A 21,644-nucleotide genomic window follows, 5' to 3' on the forward strand; every position below is an offset into this window, starting at 1 on the left:
GGTCGCCACTTCAGAGGTTCTCGTAGCGGTTCATGTCCAATACACCCTCTTCTACCGGCGTGGTGTCGTGGATGTAGTGCGACAAGTCATGGAAGTACTGCCAGAACTGCGGGTGACTGCGACGAATACCCCAGCGGTCGACAATCTGCTCGAAGCGCTTGGCATCCTTGGCTTTTTCCATCGCCGCAACAAACTCCGGCACTTGCTGGGCAGGGATGTTGAACATGAAGTTCGGGTAGCTGCTGAGCACACCCGGGTAGATGGTCAGGGTGTCCAACCCCGGCTGATAGCGATACGCCTCACCCAACAGGAACGCCACGTTACTGTGGGCGCGATTGCGCAGCATGCTGTAGATCACCCGCTGACCACTGGCGGTTTCGATGCGCAGCAGGGTGGCCTCCGGTAATTGGTCGATCACCTTGAGCCCTGCCGCAGGGCGCGACGTCAGGCGGCTCAGCGCCTGTTCGGCGTCCTGCAAGGCCGGGTCGATACCGGCGCGCGAGCAATAGGCCCCGGTGCAGCGGTTGATTGGATCGGGGCTGACGTTCAGGGCACCGTAGCGGCTCAGCAGTTGATTGGCGAAGTCGCGTTTAGGGTCTTCTTCATTCAGGTCAAGCCCGCTCGGCGTGTCGTCATCGATGGCTTCATAGTCCAGCCACAGCTTGAGTTTGCCGCTGTTCTGGTACCAGTCATCAAGGAAGTCCTCGCGGGTATCGGCCGGCATCAGGCGCAGGAAGTTCTGCTCGGCGCCGTTGCGGATCAGGTCGAAGTACAAGCGCGTCTGGGCCTGGTGCGACACGTTGCCGAACACGTCGAAGTTCACCGCCAACTGGTAATAGGTGCGCTCCAGCAGCGGGTAGTCGAACAGCCACAGCGTCTGCGGGACTTCGCCGATCAGGCCTTTGTTCACCGAGGCGCTGTCGAAATGGCGGAAGATGCTTAGCAAGGCGTTGTCATTACCCGCCCACAGCGTCGACCAGCCTGGCGCCGGCAGGTGCGCATAGTTGTCACGGCGCAGGGCTTCGTATTGATTGCGCTTGTCGCGATAAGCCAGCCACAGGCTCAGCACGCTGCCCACGTCATCGTTCTGTCCAGGCATGGCCAGCAGCGGCGTGGCCTGGCCGCGATAGCGCGCATCGGTGATGTACAGGTCGTGGTCCGGGTCCTGGAACAACGTCCAGAAGTTATCGCGGATCACGTCGGTAGCGATCTGCCCACGGCACACCGGGCCGCGTATGAACGTGCGCACGAAGTATTCGGCGTTATCCAGCATGAACTGGTAACGGGCCTTGGCCGGGATGGCTTCGAAGGTGGCGAACGGGTTGGCTCGACTGCCGGGGCCGTAGCCCGGCAAGGCTGTCACTTGCCAGTCACCGGCGTAGAACAGCGCCTTGATGCGCGCCATTTTCGCGGCGCTCAACGGGTAAGTGATATGAGTTTTATGCACGATCACGCCCTGCACCGGCCACAGTCGGTAGTACACCTGGGTGCCGGGGTCGTCGTTGGGGCGCCGCGTGGCGATCAGATCGATGGGCTGGCCGCTCGGCGTGCGTGAGCGAACCCATTGGAAATAATGCCCCGGCTCACCGTTCTCGAAATAGAGGTGGGCGAGAAACAAATGCTCGAACAACCAGCGGGCCACCAGGCTTTCCCGAGCGCCCGGCTGGTTGAACAGGTTTTCCCACTGCTGTACCTGCAAGGCTTCCCTGGCACTGGGGGCCAGGCTTTGCTCGTCGAGCGGCGCGCCGGAGGCCAGCCAGCGTTGCAGCGTCTGGTATTGCTGGTCGGTCAGGCCGGTGACCGCCAGCGGCATGCCTTCCCTGGGGTGGCTACCGGCGTAGGCACTGAACTCACCCGGCGTCGCGCACATATTGGCGCGGTTCAAGCCCAGCGCGATCTCATCGGGAAGCCTGGCATTGGGTTGCAGCGGCGCGTTATGGCCCAGTTCCAGCATGCGCGCCATCAAAGCGGCCTGGCTGCCCTGGGCATCCAGCACTGAATAGAACCCCTTCTGCTGCCAGGCCTGTTTGCCGAACGCGTCGTAAAACAACCGCGTGGTCGGCGCGGCGGTGCTGCGCTCGCCGTCATACACCGGCATCTTGCTTGCACCCCGCGTCGCGCCCTCGGCGCTGCCCAGGTTGAGCTGGCAGGCGGAGTCGTAACAGGCATGGCACGCCACGCACTTCTCGGTGAAGATCGGTTGGATGTCGCGGGTGTAGGAAATCGCCGAAGCGGAGCGGTTTACCGGCACAGCATCTGCCTGCACCGTACTGGCTATCAAAGCCAGAACGGCGCTGACAATTAAACGAAGTGACATGTATCCGGTCCCGATTCAAGGCGTGCAGTCTGAAAGTGGCGGTGATTCTACCGAGCCATGGCTGCCTGCAACATGAGCGACATTCATGCAGAACCCGACATGCTCAAATCCTGCACAGGTTTGTTATCATTCATGCCCTCCGTAATGCCTGACCAGAGTAGTCCCATGTCCGATCGTAGCGCTCGTCTGCAAGCCCTTCACCACGCCCTCAAGGAACGTATCCTGATCCTGGACGGTGGCATGGGCACGATGATCCAGAGCTATAAGCTCGAGGAACAGGACTACCGTGGCAAACGCTTCGCCGACTGGCCGAGCGACGTCAAGGGTAACAACGACCTGCTGGTACTCACCCGCCCCGATGTGATCGGTGGGATCGAAAAGGCCTACCTGGATGCGGGTGCGGACATTCTCGAGACCAATACCTTCAACGCCACGCGGATTTCCATGGCCGACTACGGCATGGAGGAACTGGCCTATGAACTGAACGTCGAGGGCGCACGCCTGGCGCGCAAGGTGGCCGACGCCAAGACCTCGGAAAATCCAGCCAAGCCGCGTTTTGTCGCGGGCGTGCTCGGCCCCACCAGCCGTACCTGCTCGCTGTCGCCGGACGTGAACAACCCCGGCTACCGCAACGTGACCTTCGATGAACTGGTGGAAAACTACACCGAAGCCACCCAGGGCCTGATCGAAGGCGGCGCCGACCTGATCCTGATCGAAACCATCTTCGATACGCTCAACGCCAAGGCCGCGATCTTCGCCGTGCAAGGTGTGTTCGAGGAACTGGGCGTCGAACTGCCGATCATGATTTCCGGCACCATTACCGATGCGTCCGGCCGCACCCTGTCGGGCCAGACCACCGAAGCGTTCTGGAACTCCGTGGCCCACGCCAAGCCGATCTCGGTCGGTTTGAACTGCGCCCTCGGTGCCAGCGAACTGCGCCCGTACCTGGAAGAGCTGTCGAACAAGGCCAACACCCACGTTTCCGCCCACCCGAACGCCGGCCTGCCCAACGAATTCGGCGAGTACGACGAGCTGCCGTCGGAAACCGCCAAGGTCATCGAAGAGTTCGCCCAGAGCGGTTTCCTGAATATCGTCGGCGGCTGCTGCGGCACCACGCCAGGCCATATCGAAGCCATCGCCAGGGCCGTGGCCGGCTATGCGCCGCGCCCGATCCCGGACATTCCCAAGGCTTGCCGCCTGTCCGGCCTGGAGCCGTTCACGATTGATCGCAGCTCGTTGTTCGTCAACGTCGGCGAACGCACCAACATCACCGGTTCAGCCAAATTCGCCCGCCTGATCCGCGAAGACAACTATACCGAAGCCCTGGAAGTCGCCCTGCAGCAGGTAGAAGCCGGCGCCCAGGTGATCGACATCAACATGGACGAGGGCATGCTCGATTCGAAGAAGGCCATGGTGACCTTCCTCAATCTGATTGCCGGTGAACCGGACATCTCTCGCGTGCCGATCATGATCGACTCCTCCAAGTGGGAAGTGATCGAGGCCGGCCTCAAGTGCATCCAGGGCAAGGGCATCGTCAACTCGATCAGCATGAAGGAAGGCGTCGAGCAGTTCATTCACCACGCCAAGCTGTGCAAGCGCTATGGCGCCGCCGTGGTGGTGATGGCGTTTGACGAAGCCGGCCAGGCCGACACCGAAGCGCGCAAGAAAGAAATCTGCAAGCGCTCCTACGACATCCTGGTCAATGAAGTCGGCTTCCCGCCGGAAGACATCATCTTCGACCCGAATATCTTCGCGGTCGCCACCGGCATCGAAGAGCACAACAACTACGCCGTCGACTTTATCAACGCCTGTGCCTATATCCGTGACGAGCTGCCGTATGCGCTGACCTCCGGCGGCGTGTCCAACGTGTCGTTCTCGTTCCGTGGCAACAACCCGGTGCGTGAGGCGATCCACTCGGTGTTCCTGCTGTATGCGATCCGCAACGGCCTGACCATGGGCATCGTCAACGCCGGCCAGCTGGAGATCTACGACCAGATCCCGGCCGAACTGCGCGATGCCGTGGAAGACGTGGTGCTCAACCGCACCCCGGACGGCACCGACGCCCTCCTCGCCATCGCCGACAAGTACAAGGGCGATGGCAGCGTCAAGGAAGCCGAGACCGAAGAGTGGCGCGGCTGGGACGTCAACAAGCGCCTGGAACACGCACTGGTCAAGGGCATCACCACCCATATCGTTGAAGACACCGAGGAGTCGCGGCTGTCGTTCGCGCGGCCGATCGAGGTGATCGAAGGCCCGCTGATGTCCGGCATGAACATCGTTGGCGACCTGTTCGGCGCCGGCAAGATGTTCCTGCCACAAGTGGTGAAATCGGCCCGGGTGATGAAACAGGCCGTGGCCCACCTGATCCCGTTCATCGAGCTGGAAAAAGGCGACAAGCCGGAGGCCAAGGGCAAGATCCTGATGGCCACGGTCAAGGGCGACGTGCACGACATCGGCAAGAACATCGTTGGCGTGGTGCTCGGCTGCAACGGCTATGACATTGTCGATCTGGGGGTGATGGTGCCCGCCGAGAAGATCCTCCAAGTCGCCAAGGAGCAGAAGTGCGACATCATCGGCTTGTCCGGTCTGATCACACCGTCATTGGATGAGATGGTCCACGTGGCCCGCGAGATGCAGCGCCAGGACTTCCACCTGCCGCTGATGATCGGTGGCGCCACCACTTCCAAGGCGCACACGGCGGTGAAGATCGAGCCCAAGTACAGCAATGATGCGGTGATCTACGTCACCGATGCCTCCCGTGCGGTGGGCGTGGCCACGCAATTGCTGTCCAAGGAACTGAAGGCTGGCTTCGTCGAGAAGACCCGCCTGGAATACATCGACGTGCGTGAGCGCACCTCCAACCGCAGCGCCCGCACTGAACGCCTGAGCTACCCGGCGGCGATTGCCAAGAAGCCGCAGTTCGACTGGAGCAGCTACACCCCGATCAAACCGAGCTTTACCGGCGCCAAGGTGCTGGACAATATCGACCTGGATGTCCTGGCCGACTACATCGACTGGACGCCGTTCTTTATCTCCTGGGACCTGGCCGGCAAATTCCCGCGCATCCTTACCGACGAAGTGGTGGGCGAAGCCGCTACCGCGCTGTACGCCGACGCCCGGGAAATGCTCAGGAAGCTGATCGATGAAAAGCTCATCAGCGCCCGTGCGGTGTTCGGTTTCTGGCCGACCAACCAGGTGCAGGACGATGACCTGGAAGTCTACGGTGACGACGGCCAGCCGATCGCCAAATTGCATCACCTGCGCCAGCAGATCATCAAGACCGACGGCAAACCGAATTTCTCCCTGGCCGACTTCGTCGCGCCTAAAGACAGCGGCGTGACCGACTACATCGGTGGCTTTATCACCACCGCCGGTATCGGCGCCGAAGAGGTCGCCAAGGCCTATCAGGACGCCGGCGACGACTACAACTCGATCATGGTCAAGGCCCTGGCCGACCGTTTGGCCGAAGCCTGCGCCGAATGGCTGCACCAGCAAGTGCGTAAAGAGCATTGGGGTTATGCCAAGGACGAACAGCTGGACAACGATGCGCTGATCAAAGAGCAATACAGCGGCATCCGCCCTGCCCCCGGTTACCCGGCGTGCCCGGACCACACCGAGAAAGCCCAGCTGTTCCAACTGCTCGACCCCGAGGCTCGCGAAATGCACGCCGGGCGCAGTGGCGTGTTCCTCACCGAGCACTACGCGATGTTCCCGGCGGCGGCGGTCAGCGGCTGGTACTTCGCCCATCCGCAGGCGCAGTACTTTGCCGTGGGCAAGGTCGACAAGGACCAGGTGGCCAGTTACACCACCCGCAAAGGCCAGGACCTGGCCGTGACCGAGCGCTGGCTGGCGCCGAACCTGGGGTATGACAACTAAGCAGGATCAAAGCGTCCCTGGGCCATCGGGGGTTCCTTGGCCTGGAACGCTGACCCAGCTGAATGCCCGCCACTGCCCGCACGACGAACTCGCACTGCGGGCAGTGGCACCTGATGAGTTACGGGCGCGAGGAAGGACCGGGTTTGGGCGACCCAGAGCCCGGCGGTGATGTTGCCACCCTGCCCGCCGACAGATCCGCGACTTCCCTGCGCGACAGTTCAAGCAGTTTCTGTGCCCGTGCGCTACCCAGCTCGATCTCCAACAGGTTCAACGCGACGATGTAGCGTTCCTGACTCTCGGTGCCCAGCTCCCTGGCACTGTGCTCGTCTTCCAGCGCCCCTTGGCGCGTGGCCGCGTTTTGCTCAAGGGCCTCGAACGCGTCGGGATAGCGCTCGCGCAGGTAATTGAGCCAGTACTCCCGAGCGATCAGGCTTTCATAAAACCCATCGGACGCTTCGGCCGCGAGTACCGAAGCGCGCGCCGCAGTCACCGCGGCCCCGCTGAGCGGCGTGCCAAACGCCATGTACGAGGGTTGCCCTGGCAGTTCCAGCCTATCAGGCCACCCCCTGGTCATGCCGATCCGATACTCCAAACGCGCTTCGGCCGGATCCTGCCCACGGGCATTGGCCCCGGCCAACAGGTCGACCTGGTCGAGCCGGAACAATTGCCGGGACAAGTCCAGCAGCCGCTGGCCTTTGAGCCTCAAATTGTGCGCCGGCACTCCCTCCAGCACCCTCGCCTCGAACACCAGCACCTCCACTTCGCTGAAGGAAAGGATGCGCCCGTCGATACAGGTGCTGTGGGTTTTCGACGCTTGGAACAACGACCTGCGCTGTTGCGCACTGGCGGCAGCGACCTCGATCACGTCCCAGACACGCCGGGTAAGATCGGCGCGGGTGTATCGGTACTCGTGGGTATACCGTAGCTGGGAAAGCAAATGAAAGAACGGCCCATGGCCTGACTCCTGGGCCAGTTGCCGCCACCATTGCCGCCTGGACGCTGCCAGCGCGGCCGGCGTGTTCACCAGCCAGGATTGCGCTGCAGCATCACCCGTCTCATCCGTCAGGTCGGGGATGACTTCCAACGGCTCCCCGCCATCACCGTCGGAGTCACCGTCCGAATCATCACTGGAACCAGAGCTCGAGTCTGCTTCGGAGTCACTTTCAAGGGCGGCAATCCGCGAGTCAATGTCGGGGCGCGTAAACCCCGCCACACCACCGCCTTGGTGGGTATCGCTGTAGTGCCTGAGCTGCTCGAAGCTGTTGAGTGAGAGCCGATGGTTGTCGGTAAGGTCGAGACCGAGCACCAACGGATCGTGATTACCGTCCAGCAAGCGATCCGGAAACATCGTGAGAGTATTGCCACTGAGGTTCAAGCTCGTCAGGTGCGTTGCCTCCAGTGCGCCGTCGGGCCAGTGTGTAATGCCGTTGTAGCTCAGGTCCAGGGTCTGGAGCCCACTGAAGGCACGGGTGCTGAACTCACTCAGGCTGTTGTGGCTCAGGTCGAGCCGGCGCAACCGCGCACCACCCAATTGGCGATACAGCGGCTCGGGGTCGCTGATGGCGTTGGCCGACAGCTCCAATTGTTCAAGCTGGTCCATCCGCGCCACCGCCTGCGGCACCGCCGTCAGGTCGTTGCCGCCCAGGACTAACCTGCGCAGTGCCGGGAAGCTGTTGAGGAAGCCATCGGCGCCGTGCGCCGAGACCCGCACACCGGTCAGGTCCAGGGTCTGTACATGGGCAAACGGCAGGTCTAATGCCGGCAGAGTGTCGGCTTGCAGGCCGTGCAGACTCAGTTCAGCAGCGGGCTCGGCCGCCAAGCCACCTTGCCAGCACTCGCGGATCTTGATCGCTACCATCTGACGCTCTTGGGCCACCACGCTCACGTCCGGGCCGTGCAGCTCACGGGTATACAGCCAGCCATTGAGCTGGCGGGTCAGAGACGCGTACTGCGCATACCCGCTATTGAGCTGCACATCGATTTGCGCATCGCTCATCCCGTCTTTGCGCAGTTGCGCAAGCCGTTGCAAGGCCTGCTCCTCGGTCAGCGCCGGATGCAGTTGCTGCAAACGTTTGGCATACCCCGCGACACCTTGCGGGCCAGCGACAGGCTCGGGCAATGGCAACAAATAGCGAGCCATCGATTGATCGGTCTCCTGCGGTGCAAAGACCGCCGGCACCACTTCCTGCTCAAAGCGCTGCAGCGTACCCTCGGGCAAGCCTTGGGCGTTTTCAACCCGCTGGCGCGCCGATTTCAGCGCGGCTTCACCCGTGGGGCTGAACCGGTTACCCGCCAGGTTGACCTTCATCAACAGCGCGTCGTTCGCCAGTACCGGTGATGGCAATGTCGCTATCTGGTTGTCCCGCAGGTCGAGCCAGTTCAATTGCGGCAACGTTTCGGCCCCGGTTGGCCAGCCCTGCAAACGCGTGCCCCGCAGGTTCAACACCTTGAGCTGCGTCAACGCGCTGACATCCAGGCCATTGAGCGAGTTATTGCCCAGGTCCAACAGCTCCAGGCTGCCAAGACCATTGAGCTGCGCCTGGACCGCGGGCGTCGCCACCAGGCCGTTGTTGGCCAGGTCGAGGCGGGTCAGATTGGGCAGATCATCTGCGCCAATGGGTATCTCGCTCAAGCCAAGCCCGTTGAGTTCAAGGGTTTGGGTGCCACTGAAGGCGCGGATGAAGCTGCGCGTCTGCGCGGTGGACTCACCCGACCAACCCAGGCGCAGCGTGCGCACATGGGAAAACGTCCCGGCCGGCAGAGCGGGCAGCGTCACGGCTTTCCCAGGGTAAAGTGGGGCGATCACTTGCACATCCTGCGCCGGCAATTCAAACACCGATACATCCGCCTGCCCCCCATAGCGCTGGGCTACTGCCCCGCGCCAGCTGGTTTCAAGCGCGCTGATCACCTCGGCATTTTGACCCGACTGCCAGGGTGATAAACGCGACCTGAAACGCAACTCAGGGGTCGCCGGGCCATAGAACGCCCCGAAAAGCCCACTTTGCTCGACACCCAGAGCCTCGATAGCGGCAAACCTGGTTTCAGGGGTATCCCAGGTCGCCATTATGTTTTCGCTTAACGCGGTGGTTTGCAGAGAGGAACCCATCAGCGCTTGCAACTCACCCGAGGCGTAGCCGCTGACCATCTGGTTCAAGTCAGCCAAATGCCTGCTCCCTCCCCGATAGTTTCTGACGTATTCATACGCGGGCTTGAACGCCTCGCGGGGGAACTTTGACCAGTCCAGCGACAGGCCGGCCCACAGCTTTTCATACCCGTCATACAGGCGCTCAGGCAGTGCGCGAATGCTGGTATTGGTCAGGTCCAGGCGCTCCAGCTGGGTAAAACCTTCAACGTAGGCAGGCCACTGCGACAGCGTATGAGGCGCGTCAAACTGCAATTTTTTCAACTTTACCAACGCGGACAAATCGAGTTTATTGAGTGCGGTAGGGGAAAACCCGGTGCAATGAATATGCAGTTCCTCAAGCGCAGTCAGTGCATTGAGTTTTGAGGAAAAGTCCGCAGCCAACGTCCCCGCATCGGCCTTGAACGTCAGGCTTTTGAGTTTCGGCATCGCGCTCACGGCCACGGGCACCGTTGTCAGAGACGGCCTGCCGAGCAGGCTTGAGTTCCATACGCGGCCGTTTTCACCAATGGACAGGGTTTCAACGTCAGGAAAGCGCGCAAGAAAACTATCGGCATTGGCATCGTTCATACCGCGCCCACCCACCGACAATTCACGGATATGGGGAAAATCAGTGGTCAGGGGCGGCAGAGGCTCATTGATCATAATGGCCAGACGATCGGAAAAGCTCACTTCCCCAGCCAGCGCTGCGCGCCCCCACAGCGCCTTGAACATCTGCGCCACTTGAGTTTTGTGCCGATACGCCGAGCTGTCGGGTGTGCCACTGAATGGATCAGCCGCCACCGGGGGCTGGCCTACCCATTGGTCGAGTGCCGAGGCAAACGCTGCGTATTCGCGCCCGCGGTTTTGCAGAAGGGTGAGTATGGCGCTGTCGGTCTTGCTCTGTTGCAACTGCCGAATATAACCCGTGGCTTGTTCATCGCTCAGCTCCGGATAAAGCGCTCTCGCTCGCGCCGCAAGGTTGGCTCTCAGGCCTGGACTACGCCCACTGGCGTAATACCCCACCTGCTTGTCATTGATCCGCACAGGCGGCTTGAACCACTGCCGTTGCGGCTCCAGCAATTGCGCTGTTTCACTGCGATGAAGGTCGGCAGCCTCGATGATTTTTTCTTGCAGTTGCGCGCTCTGACCTACGTGCGGTACACCCAGCGCCTGCCGCGCCTCATCGGGCATGGAGTGCATCAACGAAGCATAAAAATTATCGCCCTGTGTGGGCAGACTATTGAGTTCCTCGCCTCGCTCATTGAACGCCTGGAAGCGCGGGCCTTTTTTCACCAGATACCTCTTGTCTCGTGCCGAGTCACTGCCGATGCTGTCCAGCAAGGGGCCGCTACCACTGTCTTCGCGAATCTCCAGGCGCAACGTTTGCGGCCAACCCGGTAGCTTTTCCAGGGTATGCAACGCCAACCGGCGACTGTCCCTCAAGGCCATGGTTTCGCTGCGCAACCCGGCATACGCGCGGGTCTGGCGGCCTTGCCGGGCGTACCAGCGGGCCTCCTCCAGCAGGGTCAACGGCACCCGGCCGGTGGCGTGCAGTTGCTCAAGGTCATCGGGGCGGGCATCGGCCAGCACGTCTTGGGCGCCAGCCTCGCTGAGCCCCGGACAGACACGCTGCAGCCGGCTAACCTGGCTGTCCACCGGCTCGGTGCCGGCGTAGAGGCTGTCGAAAATGGCGGCTTTGCGGGCCTGGGCAAAGTCGGCGAGTTGCTTGCCAAGCTCTTGCGGCCTCAAGTCACGCACGCGCGCGCTCTCTCTGCCCAGCAGGTAGTTCACTTGCGGCTCCTCCAATGCCGCCAGAATGACCGCCGGCAATCGCCCGCCCAGGACATCGGCGCGGGTAATCTGGATCGGCGTCTTGGCAACCGCGCCACGCGGCGCGTGCTCGGAACCGTACTTCAACGAGTCACCGGAGAGCTCTGCCCCCTTGAACACCTCAAGCACACGCCCTTTTGGCCAGCGGGGCATTTGGGCCACCAGCGGCAACGCAAACAGATAACGCTCATCGATCGGCTGGCTGCCTCGCAGTTGTTCGATCACCTGGCCGCTGTCTGCGTCGGCCTTGAACAGGCGCATGGCATCCGTCAGTTCGGGAGGCGGTGCCGCGTGGTCCATGTGCATCTTGCGCAGGGCGTTGTCGCTGACGCCGCTCACATCCGCCACCTTGATCAGCTCGGTATCGGAAAAGCCCTCGGTGGTATGGCCCATGCGCCGCAACAGCGTCAGGCGGTCCCACTCCAGCGGCCGCTCCAGGCTATGGCGCCAGGCGCCACGGTTGTTACTGTGCAGCACCGGCTGGTAGGCGTCGGCATTGGTCGGGTGCTTGATCCGCCAGCGCTGGATCGACTCATCAAACACCTGCTCGTAGAGCTGACCGCCCTGGCGCATATAGGTCTTGCCATTGAGCGTGTATTGCCCCAGCGCGTTGGGGGCCGTGCCGGCATCCAGCGTGTCGGGGCTTTGATAGCCCGTCAGGTCCGGCTTCCACAGGCGGGTTTCACCATTGGGCAGGGTGACGGGGCTCAGGTTTTCGAGCACCGGCACCGCGTTGGCGGCCCTGAACCGGCTCACCGCCGTCCCCACACCCGCCATCAGCGCAATCTGGGCCAGGTTTTCAGCCACATCGATCAGGTGTTCCTTGGCTGCGAGCTTGTCGCCCTCGGCCCACTCGATCGAGCCTGCCACCGTCTCGGAGAGCAATTGCTCGGCCATCACCGCCAGCATGACCTCGCCCAGCACCGGCACAAACATAGACACCAGGTTGAGCGCGAGCATGCCGACTTCCAGCAAGTGTGCCAGTTTGGCCTCCCGCGCCTTGACGTCGACGTCGGCAGTCGGCACTGCGTGGGCGCGGGCGTCGGCCAGCACCTTGTCGCGGTGCTTTTCATAGAGAAAGGGCCACAGGTCGAGCAGGCCGGAATAAGTACCACCGCTGCGAAACGGCATCATGCTGCCAGGTGCAAGGTAAGGGTCGGCTACCGGCTCCATCTTTGCCGGTTTTGCAGGCGGCAGTTCTTTAATACGCAAGATCTTTGACAACCCGAGCAGGAATTCCACCGCCGATCGCCAAGGCGAGCTCAACGGATCAACGGGCGAGTCGGCAGACTTTTGCGTGAACTGGCTGAAGTAGCGCGGCCGCTGGTCATAAGCCACGAACTGGCTGAAAAACTGCTGATAGGGCGTTGGTGCAGGGTCGTCGGCGGCCATGCCCGCGCGGGCGGTGAACAGGCGTTTGAACTCGTCGCGCATTTGTTGCTTGGTGTAGCGTTTGAGCGGATGCGCCGGGTCATGGGGGATATAGAGAATCAACGCGTCGCTGTGCTGATCGCCGATTGCAAAATAGACGCAGCCGGTCAGTCTTTTCCCCATCAGGCTCATGTCGAGCAACCAGACCTTTTTGTTGCCGAGCGTGGGATAAAGGCTGCCATTGATCACCGAGACAATCATGGCGTGATCCGCCACCTCGATATCCCCGGTCGCTACGGCGTAGTCGGCGGCGGCCTGCAGGGTTGCCTTCTGACTGGCGATAAAGTGTTGGCGCAGGGGCGGTATCGGGCTGGCGTCGACCGGTGCAAAGAACGCCTTCAGGTAAATCTGATACTGCGCCCCGATATCGAGGCTGCGGCATAACGTCATGAACTGGCTGACCGTCAGGTTGACCGTCGTCGGCTCATAGTTGCCGGCGGTGGCGGTTTCCAGCACATAACCCGAGGTGTTGTGGTAAGCACCCGCTTCGCACTCCCAGGCTTCAAAGTTATGCAAGGCGGCTTGCAGCATCGATAACTTGAGGAGTTCGAAAGACGCCACTTCCACTTCCAGCACACTGACCGCCAGCGCGCGCCGCAGGCACAGGAAGGTCTTGTCGACATCGACTTCTACCTGGTGCTGGTCTTTCAAGGCTTTGACCAGCAACGGCCTGGCGAATGCATCGACGTCCAGGAACGTCGACATCGTGCTGTCCAATTGGACCTGGGCGGCCGCGCTGGCCTTGACGCTCGCATTGACGGCCTTGCGGTGTGCCGGCGAAAACTTTTTGTATTCCTGCGGCAACACCGACGGGGTGTTTTCAAGCGCTGACCTGCGGGCAGGTGTCGCGTCCACCAGCCATTGGGGCACGGTCTTTTCAATAAACTCGCGATGAATACTTCGGGTGGCAGCGGGTGGTTTTCCAGCGGCGCAAAGGGGCGGTGAATCAGTCATGGTGTCGCTCCGGGTAAAGGGGAGTGACAGAGCATCACGACGCTCACCGCAATCGGTGGTGCATATGTGCCGGCGTGTTTTAGCGCTGCGCGTATCCCGTTACCGCGGCCATCACGACTGAATGGAGTTTGCTGTTGCGCACCGACCATCGGTCCGCAGACCTGGCAACCCACCAATGCCGGGTTATCTACAGAAAAAAAGGAAATTCGTCATGCCCATTCAACTCATGGCCCTGAGCCAGTTGCCCAGCCAAGCCATCCATGCCCATTTCGCCACTCGCCCGCGCCTATTTTCAGTGTTGTTCAAGGCGCTGCGCACGGGCCTTCTGGAACACTACCCGGATCTGAAACCGGACCTGCTCACGCTCAAGCTGGCCAGCCCCACCGTGACCGGCAGTTATGCGTTCCCGCTGCTGGTGAACGTCGCCATAGCGCATGTGCTCAACCCTCAGCTGCTGGACCTGCAACCCCGCGGCGAAATGCCGTACTACCTCTCGCCCGCACCCGGAAGCGGCCTGGCCGACATCGACATGCAGGTGGTTGCGCGCATCATCGACGAGTTACCCGGCTCGCTTTACCTGCATTGGCAACAGGACCTGGCGGACTACTGGAGCGCCCTCGACAGCCACGGCAGCAGCCGCTGGCAATGGCTTGGCGAGTTTCTCCAAGGGCAAATGAGCGCAGCCGCCACGCGCCCCTCCACCTTGAGCGACGCCCAACGGGACATGCTGGCAACCGCCGCCACCTGGCCCGTAAGCCGGGAACGCCTGCCCCGCTCCACGCCCGCCACGTATGCCTATTTCATTGAGACCACGCTGTCCAGAGGCGGAAACGAACAACGCCTGCTGACCCCAGACCTGCTGCTGGTACGCGACAGGCAGGTGCTGCTGTGCAGCGTGTCCGGCGCTGTCGAGTCGTTTGATTGCCTGGATGCCTTTGGTGAAACCTGGGGCACGCGGATGCAGGCCCGGTTCCAGTTCGACAGCCTCACTTGGCGGCGCAATGAACCCGACGGCAACGTGTTCGAACAACAGGCCGGGCTGATTCTCAACCAGCAACTGGAGGACCTGGCGAGCGTGTCATTTCAAGGTCAAGGCGAAGAAGTGCTCACGCGTACCCTGGATAAACTCACCGACCCCGCTGTGCTTTTTACCCAACTGCCCGTGGCACCGGCGGCGCAGTTGCAAGAGATCGATCACCAACTGCCCGGATGGCTCAAGCAAGCCAAGGCCGATGACCGTTTTGCCTACCACCGCCATCTGCAAGATATGGCGCAGGTGTTGAAAAACAACCAGGGCCGCTCATTCAACGAGGGCATTGAAAACATCCACACCTTCAGCCGCGACGCATTGCGCAAGCAGATGCACACCGACCATGGGGATTACGACCCCGATGACCTGATGCTGGACTTCGCCGTAGCAGCCGGTTATCCAGGCACCACCGGCATTATCGACCATGTGCGTCTGTCACTGACGGAACTGGCCTTGAAGAATCTCGCCGGCAAGCCCAAAGGCACACTGACGCTGTCCTCCAAAAGCACCGCGACGCTTCCCGCCTGGCTGAGCGAAGACTACCTGTTGGGCAGCCACGGCTTGATCCAGCGCGTCGACATTGGCACCAGCTACCCAGAGAAGATCAAGGAGTTGCTGCTGTCCGACACGGTAGAGGCGCGCCGACGAGAACACCTGTTTACCACAGAACTCAAGGTCCACCTGCCGATGCTCGCGCTGGAATATGCGATCAGGCAGCAATACGGCGTTACCACCACCGGCTATCGGTATGTAAAAGCCTTGATGAGCGAAAACCCGGCAGACAGAGTCGTTGACGATCAGGAGATCGTGCTGCGCCCTCTGGCCCTGTGCCGCAAGACCGGTGCCGCGCCGGACACTGTGAACAATTTCTTCATCATCGAACCCCGCGACGTAGGCACCGGCCCGCACCTGCTGTATCGACCGTTGTATACCGATGCCCTGTATCAATACCCGACACGCCAGGCCTTGCTCAATGCGCTGGCCGCCCCCGGAGAGTTGCAGACCAGTGTACTGACCTGGCTGAGCGACAGGGCACGGCCGGTCTACGACCACGGCGGCTTCACCGAGCCGCACATCATTCGCTTTCTGCCCGGGGATGAATTCGCCCCGCCTGAACAGCCCCTGCCCGCGTCGCTGGCCGTCGATGAAGGTGCCGAAGAGTGGCTGCAGTCGCAGATCAACGGCCAACTGCCTAACCACCTGTTCGGCAGCACCGCACGGGCGCTGGTGGACCTGGCGGATCGCGCGTCGGTGTCCAACAGCGAAAGCCGCTGGGCCATTGTGATGGAAGGCGCCTGGTTGCTGTTCAACACCTTGTTGTTGCCCCTGGCACGCGGCCCGGCCATGTTGAGCGGTTGGCTGCTGGTGTTGGTCAGCAGCCTGGAACAGGATCTGGCGGGTCTGCAAAGCACGGACCCAACCACGCGCGAGCTGGCGCTGATCGATCTGCTGCTCAATACCGCGATGGTGCTGTTGCACGTCGCTACGCCAGCACACCGTCCCCAACAAGCCCTGGCAGAACTCGCCCCGCCAGACAACGCCCTGCACTTGTCATCCTGGCGCCGCCCTGCGGGCCAGCCGCCTCAGGCTGGCGTGCCGCTGGTTCGCCATGGCCCGGTGGCGCTGCCCGGCGAGCCGCCGGCGACCGGCCACACGGCCCTGGACTTCAGCCGCTCGATTGCCACCCCGCAGGCCGGCGCGAGGCTGCTCAAAGCGTTACTCGATGTGCACGTGCCCTGGCCTGAAACCTTGCCGCCGCCGGAGGCCAGTGGTGCGCTCAAAGGGTTGTATCGCATCGGCGCCACCTGGCACGCCAGCCTCGGCGGGCTGCTGTTCCAGGTCAGTGTGGTGCCAGGTTTCGCCGAGGTGTATCTGGTCGACCCAAAGCACCCGCTGCGCCCCGGGTTCAAGCTGGCCGGCGATGCACAAGGGCATTGGCGACTGGAGCGCAAGGCCAGGCTTGCGGGAGGCATGCCCAGGGAAAAACTGGATAAATGGCAGCGCGAACATCGCGATCAATTAAAGGCGCTGAAGAATGATCTGGACAGGCTCAACGCCGCGTTCCTGCCTTTTGCGATGTCCTCGATGTCGTTCGAAAGAGCACAGAGCTTTGCCCGTAACCAGTGGGTCGAGCAGCTAAGGGGCCTGCACGAGGATTGGCTGAGGCTCGGCACCTCGGCGCAGATTCCGCAACTGCACAGCAGAATTGCAACCCGTCATGAACAACGACGCCTCAGTTCGATACAGGCCAGGATCGCCTGGAATATTGCCATAGAAAACAACCAGAAAAACGCCGAGGCGGCCTACGCCGTGATGCAACAGATCGAAGCCAAGGCCGGCGAACTGATGCGTGCCGACAGGACCGATCCAACGCACTCAAGTGCGCGCAATAACGCCACCAAAATGCTCTATAACTATTGGGCAGCGGTCTTCGAGGTCATGTCGCAGAGGCTTTCAGACACCTATTACGCCGAACACGGCGAAACTGATAGCGAACTCCATGAGCGAGTCAATAGCGAGTTACCCCGCAACATCACAGACGCCTATGAGGCGTATATCCACTTGAAAAAGCTGCAGCTCGAAGCGCTGAAACACATGGTCGAGCCAGCCCAACGCATTGAAACCTACCTCAAGAACGCGGACCCGGTACTGCGCCAACTCCTGCTGCGGGAAAACCCCTCCGATCAAACCATTTCTTCAACCACCTTCAAACTGCAGTCGCTGATTTTGCTCACCGAGCTGATACTCAACCGCACTCACCCTTCCCGGGAAGCGGCGGAGCATCCTTTCATCACTGACCTCACCGACCCGAAAAACATCACCTGTGTGCTAGCTCATACAGAGTTAAGTACGACCCGCGGCTACTCGACAGCGGAGCAAATTGACGTACTCAAGGGTGTTCTTGAACGGTATGAACGGCTGGAGAACGCCGTCAACTCGCTGACCGAAATGGGCTCGGGCTTCATACGTGAGGAATATCGGACGACGTTCCTGGAACAACTGGTTGCCGATCGTGCCGACCTTGAAGCGCATCTGGCCGACGTGATCCTCATAGAGGAAGGGTTCATTGACGTACCACGTCTGCCCTCTGCGCCCCGGAAGAAGCCCGCCAACCGAACAGTCATCAAGACGCGCAGCAAACACACGCTGGTGGGGGATTTGCGCCCGCCCCAGGCAGATATGCCCGGCAATTTTGTGGAGATCAAGGACCCGATCACCGGTCAGACCCTCGCCACTTACCTCGAACATGCCGAGGAAGGGGATTGGGTGGAAGTTGTCCAGGCGGCGCCGGTCATACCGCCCAAAGCTGCGGTGGTACGTTCGCTGAACACGATAAAACGCAGTGCAGACACTGTGATTGCGCAAAAGCCAGGGATTGTGAACACGATACGCACCGAACAGCGAAAACTTCGGGACCCCACACGACGCGAAACCCTCACTCCGCTGGACTGGGACGACATGTTGACCCAGCAGGCAAGCAGAGTGGACGCCTTGGCCGATGAAATCCAACGCGACCACGGCACGGACCCAAAGGCCGGGGCGCTGGCAGATACGTACAGGAAAGAGGCGAACGACCTGAGAACACTGGCCCACCAGGTGTGCGCCGAGGGCTACCTGCAGCAGCGCCCCCAAGCCTACAAAGTCGCCTATCTGTTCAAGCACGGGTTTATCGATATCAACCTGGCAGAACGTCGCGCGCCACTGAAGACCGGCGACTTCATCGACAAATACACCGTGCGCGATAAAAGCAAAATAGCAGCGGGAGTACCTTACAAGGACACCCTCTTGTGGCACGCACACTTCCATTACCCACTCATCGATACGGACGTATTGCACAGCAGCTTCGGCCACCTGAAGACCACGCAAGAGGAGCCCTTTACACGTAGAGAATTGATCGAACAGGCACAGGCAGACAACCGTGCGCTGATCTACCTGGAAAAAGCCGTGATCAGACCGCCCCTGGATTACGACCTGTTCCTCAAGCTGGCCGTGGAACCGGAGAACAGGCAGGCGGCGCTCCCTGAGTAAGCGCGAGGACGCGAGAGCGCCCAGGTTTTCAGCCACTGGCCCAACACCTGGCCGGTGGTGCATAGACACGGGGCGTCTATGCTCTGTAGGACAGTCTTCCTGACGAGGGTGTTATGGACGATCCACTCGACAACAAACCGCCGACCTTCTGGCAGATGCTGCACAGCGTGATGGCGGCAGCCTTTGGCGTGCAGAGCGGAAAAAATCGCGCACGCGACTTTACCCACGGCAAGCCCAGCCATTTCGTGGTACTGGGCATTTTGTTCACGGCGGTGTTTGCGCTGACGCTGTTCGGCATCGTCAAGCTGGTGCTGCACCTGGCAGGCGTGTAACGCTCATTCACCAGCACCAGGTAATCGGGGCGCTCATTGCCTTGCGGCACGTCGCCGGGCTGGGCCAAGCTGTTCTGCGCGGCGCGCCGGGAATAACGCACGCGCCATCGCTACCTTCAACATGATGGTTTGAGCCTTGGGCATTGAGCCGCAGGACAATGGCAATGCGACATTCAATCGAGGCTCAATCAGCCGTTTTTACTGGTGACTGACCCAGAATACGGCGGTCCCCACCACCAGAATGATCAGGAACAGAATGGCCCAGGCATCCACGGTACTGTCAGGTTTACGGGCTTTGGTGGAATTGCTCATTGCATCGCCTCTTGTCGGTTTTATAGATGACGGCACTAAGACTCGACCTCAGTAAAGATCATGATTGCCCGCATGACAAATGTGGGTATGGCGATAACGGTTCTCATTAGTCAGTTTGGTTATTTACATATACCCAAACATCACTTTTGCGCATATACGCAAACTGGTATCGTGCGCCGGCTCCGTTGGGAGTGCGCGGCCGTGCGCGCAGATTTGCCGAGAACAGGACCTATATGTACGTATACGACGAATACGATCAGCGCATCATCGAGGACCGCGTCAAGCAGTTCCGTGATCAGACCCGACGCTACTTAGCAGGTGAACTGAGCGAAGAAGAGTTCCGCCCTCTGCGCCTGCAAAATGGCCTTTATGTTCAGCGCTTTGCGCCGATGCTGCGGGTGGCCGTGCCCTATGGCCAACTGACTTCGCGCCAGACGCGGATGATGGCCAGGATTGCCCGCGACTTCGACAAAGGCTATGCCCACATCAGCACCCGCCAGAACGTACAGTTCAACTGGCCGGCCCTGGAAGACGTGCCGGACATCCTCGCTGAACTGGCCACCGTGCAGATGCACGCCATTCAGACCAGCGGTAACTGCCTGCGTAACGTGACCACCGACCAGTTTGCCGGCGTCGCTGCCGACGAGTTGATCGACCCGCGGCCGTGGTGCGAGATCGTGCGTCAGTGGACCACCTTCCACCCGGAATTCGCCTACCTGCCACGCAAGTTCAAGATCGCCATCAATGGCTCGACCTCGGACCGTGCGGCGATCGAAGTGCATGATATCGGCCTGGAGCCGGTGCACAACGCTGCTGGCGAGCTGGGCTTTCGCGTGCTGGTGGGTGGCGGCCTCGGGCGTACCCCGGTGGTCGGCGCGTTCATCAACGAGTTCCTGCCCTGGCAGGACCTGTTGAGCTACCTCGATGCCATTCTGCGGGTCTACAACCGCTACGGTCGTCGTGACAACAAGTACAAGGCGCGGATCAAGATTCTGGTAAAAGCGCTGACGCCCGAGGTGTTCGCTCAGAAAGTCGACGCCGAGATGGAACACCTGCGCGGCGGCCAGACCACGCTGACCGAAGCCGAAGTGCATCGCGTCGCCAAGCATTTCGTCGATCCCGAGTACAAGGCCCTGACCAACCAGGATGCCGAACTGTCCGCGCTCGATCAGCAACACCCAGGTTTCGCCCGCTGGCGCACCCGCAACACCCTGGCGCATAAACAGCCAGGCTACGTGGCGGTGACCCTGTCGTTGAAACCCACCGGCGTAGCGCCGGGCGATATCACCGACAAGCAACTGGACGCCGTCGCCGACCTGGCCGAGCGCTACAGCTTCGGCCAACTGCGCACCTCCCACGAGCAGAACATCATTCTCGCGGACGTCGAGCAGAGCCAACTGTTCACCCTGTGGGGCGAACTGCGCGAAGGCGGTTTCGCCACGCCGAACATCGGCCTGTTGACCGACATCATCTGCTGCCCGGGCGGCGACTTCTGCTCCCTGGCCAACGCCAAGTCGATCCCGATTGCCGAGTCCATCCAGCGCCGCTTCGACGACCTGGACTACCTGTTCGACATCGGCGAGCTGGACCTGAACATTTCCGGCTGCATGAACGCTTGTGGCCACCACCACGTCGGCCACATCGGCATCCTGGGCGTGGACAAGAAAGGCGAAGAATTCTACCAAGTGTCCCTGGGTGGCAGCGCCAGCCGCGATGCGAGCCTGGGCAAGATCCTCGGCCCATCCTTCGCCCAGGAAGCCATGCCCGAGGTGATCGGCAAGCTGATCGACGTGTACATCGAACAGCGCACCGAAGATGAGCGTTTCATCGACACCTACCAGCGCATCGGCATTGACCTGTTCAAGGAGCGCGTCTATGCAGCGAATCATTAAGAACAACGAAGTCCTCGACGAAACCTGGCACCTGCTGCCCAAGGACGCGAGCTTCGACGGCATCTCCAACTGCGACGACCTGATCGTGCCGCTGGCACTGTGGCGTGAACACGGCCACGCCCTCAAGGCCCGCGACGGCGGCCTGGGTGTGTGGCTGGACGCCGATGAAGAAGCCGAAGAGATCGGTGAAGACATCGAGCACTTCCAGGTCATCGCCCTGAACTTCCCGGCCTTCACCGACGGGCGCAACTACTCAAATGCGCGCCTGCTGCGTGAGCGTTATGGTTACAAAGGCGAATTGCGCGCGATTGGCGATGTGCTGCGCGACCAGCTGTTCTACCTGCGCCGCTGCGGGTTCGACGCCTTCGCCCTGCGCGCCGACAAAGACCCGTACGAAGCGCTGGAGAGTCTCAAGGACTTTTCGGTGACGTACCAGGCTGCAACGGATGAGCCGCTACCGCTGTTCCGTCGCCGCTGAGTCTTGGCGCACCAAAAAGCCCTGGCATGCCAGGGCTTT

At 61.2% G+C, this 21,644-nt stretch carries 7 protein-coding genes; 5 read left to right on the forward strand and 2 right to left on the reverse strand.

The window, feature by feature from the left end; genetic code table 11:
- Positions 1-10: 10 nt before the first annotated feature.
- Positions 11-2,317, reverse strand: a complete 2,307-nt coding sequence (locus CIB54_RS19805) for a fatty acid cis/trans isomerase (RefSeq protein ID WP_101220731.1) — start codon at positions 2,315-2,317, stop codon at positions 11-13.
- 165 nt (positions 2,318-2,482) lie between these two features.
- Here CIB54_RS19805 and metH point away from each other — a divergent pair, with 165 nt between their 5' ends.
- A complete protein-coding gene (gene metH, locus CIB54_RS19810) occupies positions 2,483-6,193 on the forward strand; it encodes a methionine synthase (protein ID WP_101220732.1) in 3,711 nt (1,236 codons plus the stop codon).
- Between the two features lie 118 nt (positions 6,194-6,311).
- Here metH and CIB54_RS19815 read toward each other — a convergent pair whose 3' ends face one another.
- Positions 6,312-13,532 (reverse strand): NEL-type E3 ubiquitin ligase domain-containing protein, encoded by a 7,221-nt coding sequence (locus tag CIB54_RS19815; RefSeq protein ID WP_101220733.1) that lies wholly within the window; start codon positions 13,530-13,532, stop codon positions 6,312-6,314.
- 211 nt (positions 13,533-13,743) lie between these two features.
- Here CIB54_RS19815 and CIB54_RS19820 point away from each other — a divergent pair, with 211 nt between their 5' ends.
- The 4 genes from CIB54_RS19820 to CIB54_RS19835 all read left to right on the forward strand — a co-directional run bounded on the left by CIB54_RS19820 (position 13,744) and on the right by CIB54_RS19835 (position 21,605).
- The gene (locus CIB54_RS19820; protein WP_101220734.1) at positions 13,744-18,591 is read left to right on the forward strand and encodes a dermonecrotic toxin domain-containing protein; all 4,848 of its coding nucleotides are present in this window, start codon (positions 13,744-13,746) and stop codon (positions 18,589-18,591) included.
- Between the two features lie 113 nt (positions 18,592-18,704).
- Positions 18,705-18,923, forward strand: a complete 219-nt coding sequence (locus CIB54_RS19825) for a DUF2970 domain-containing protein (protein ID WP_065952433.1) — start codon at positions 18,705-18,707, stop codon at positions 18,921-18,923.
- A 545-nt stretch (positions 18,924-19,468) separates the two neighbouring features.
- On the forward strand, positions 19,469-21,127 hold the full coding sequence (locus CIB54_RS19830; RefSeq protein ID WP_065952432.1) for a nitrite/sulfite reductase: 1,659 nt from the start codon (positions 19,469-19,471) through the stop codon (positions 21,125-21,127).
- Positions 21,111-21,605, forward strand: coding sequence for a DUF934 domain-containing protein (locus CIB54_RS19835; RefSeq protein ID WP_101220735.1), 495 nt, complete (start codon positions 21,111-21,113; stop codon positions 21,603-21,605). Before CIB54_RS19830 ends, CIB54_RS19835 begins: the two co-directional genes overlap by 17 nt.
- Positions 21,606-21,644: the final 39 nt, after the last annotated feature.

Origin of the sequence: Pseudomonas fluorescens (assembly GCF_002837185.1) — a bacterium.
Lineage (GTDB): Bacteria > Pseudomonadota > Gammaproteobacteria > Pseudomonadales > Pseudomonadaceae > Aquipseudomonas > Aquipseudomonas fluorescens_AM.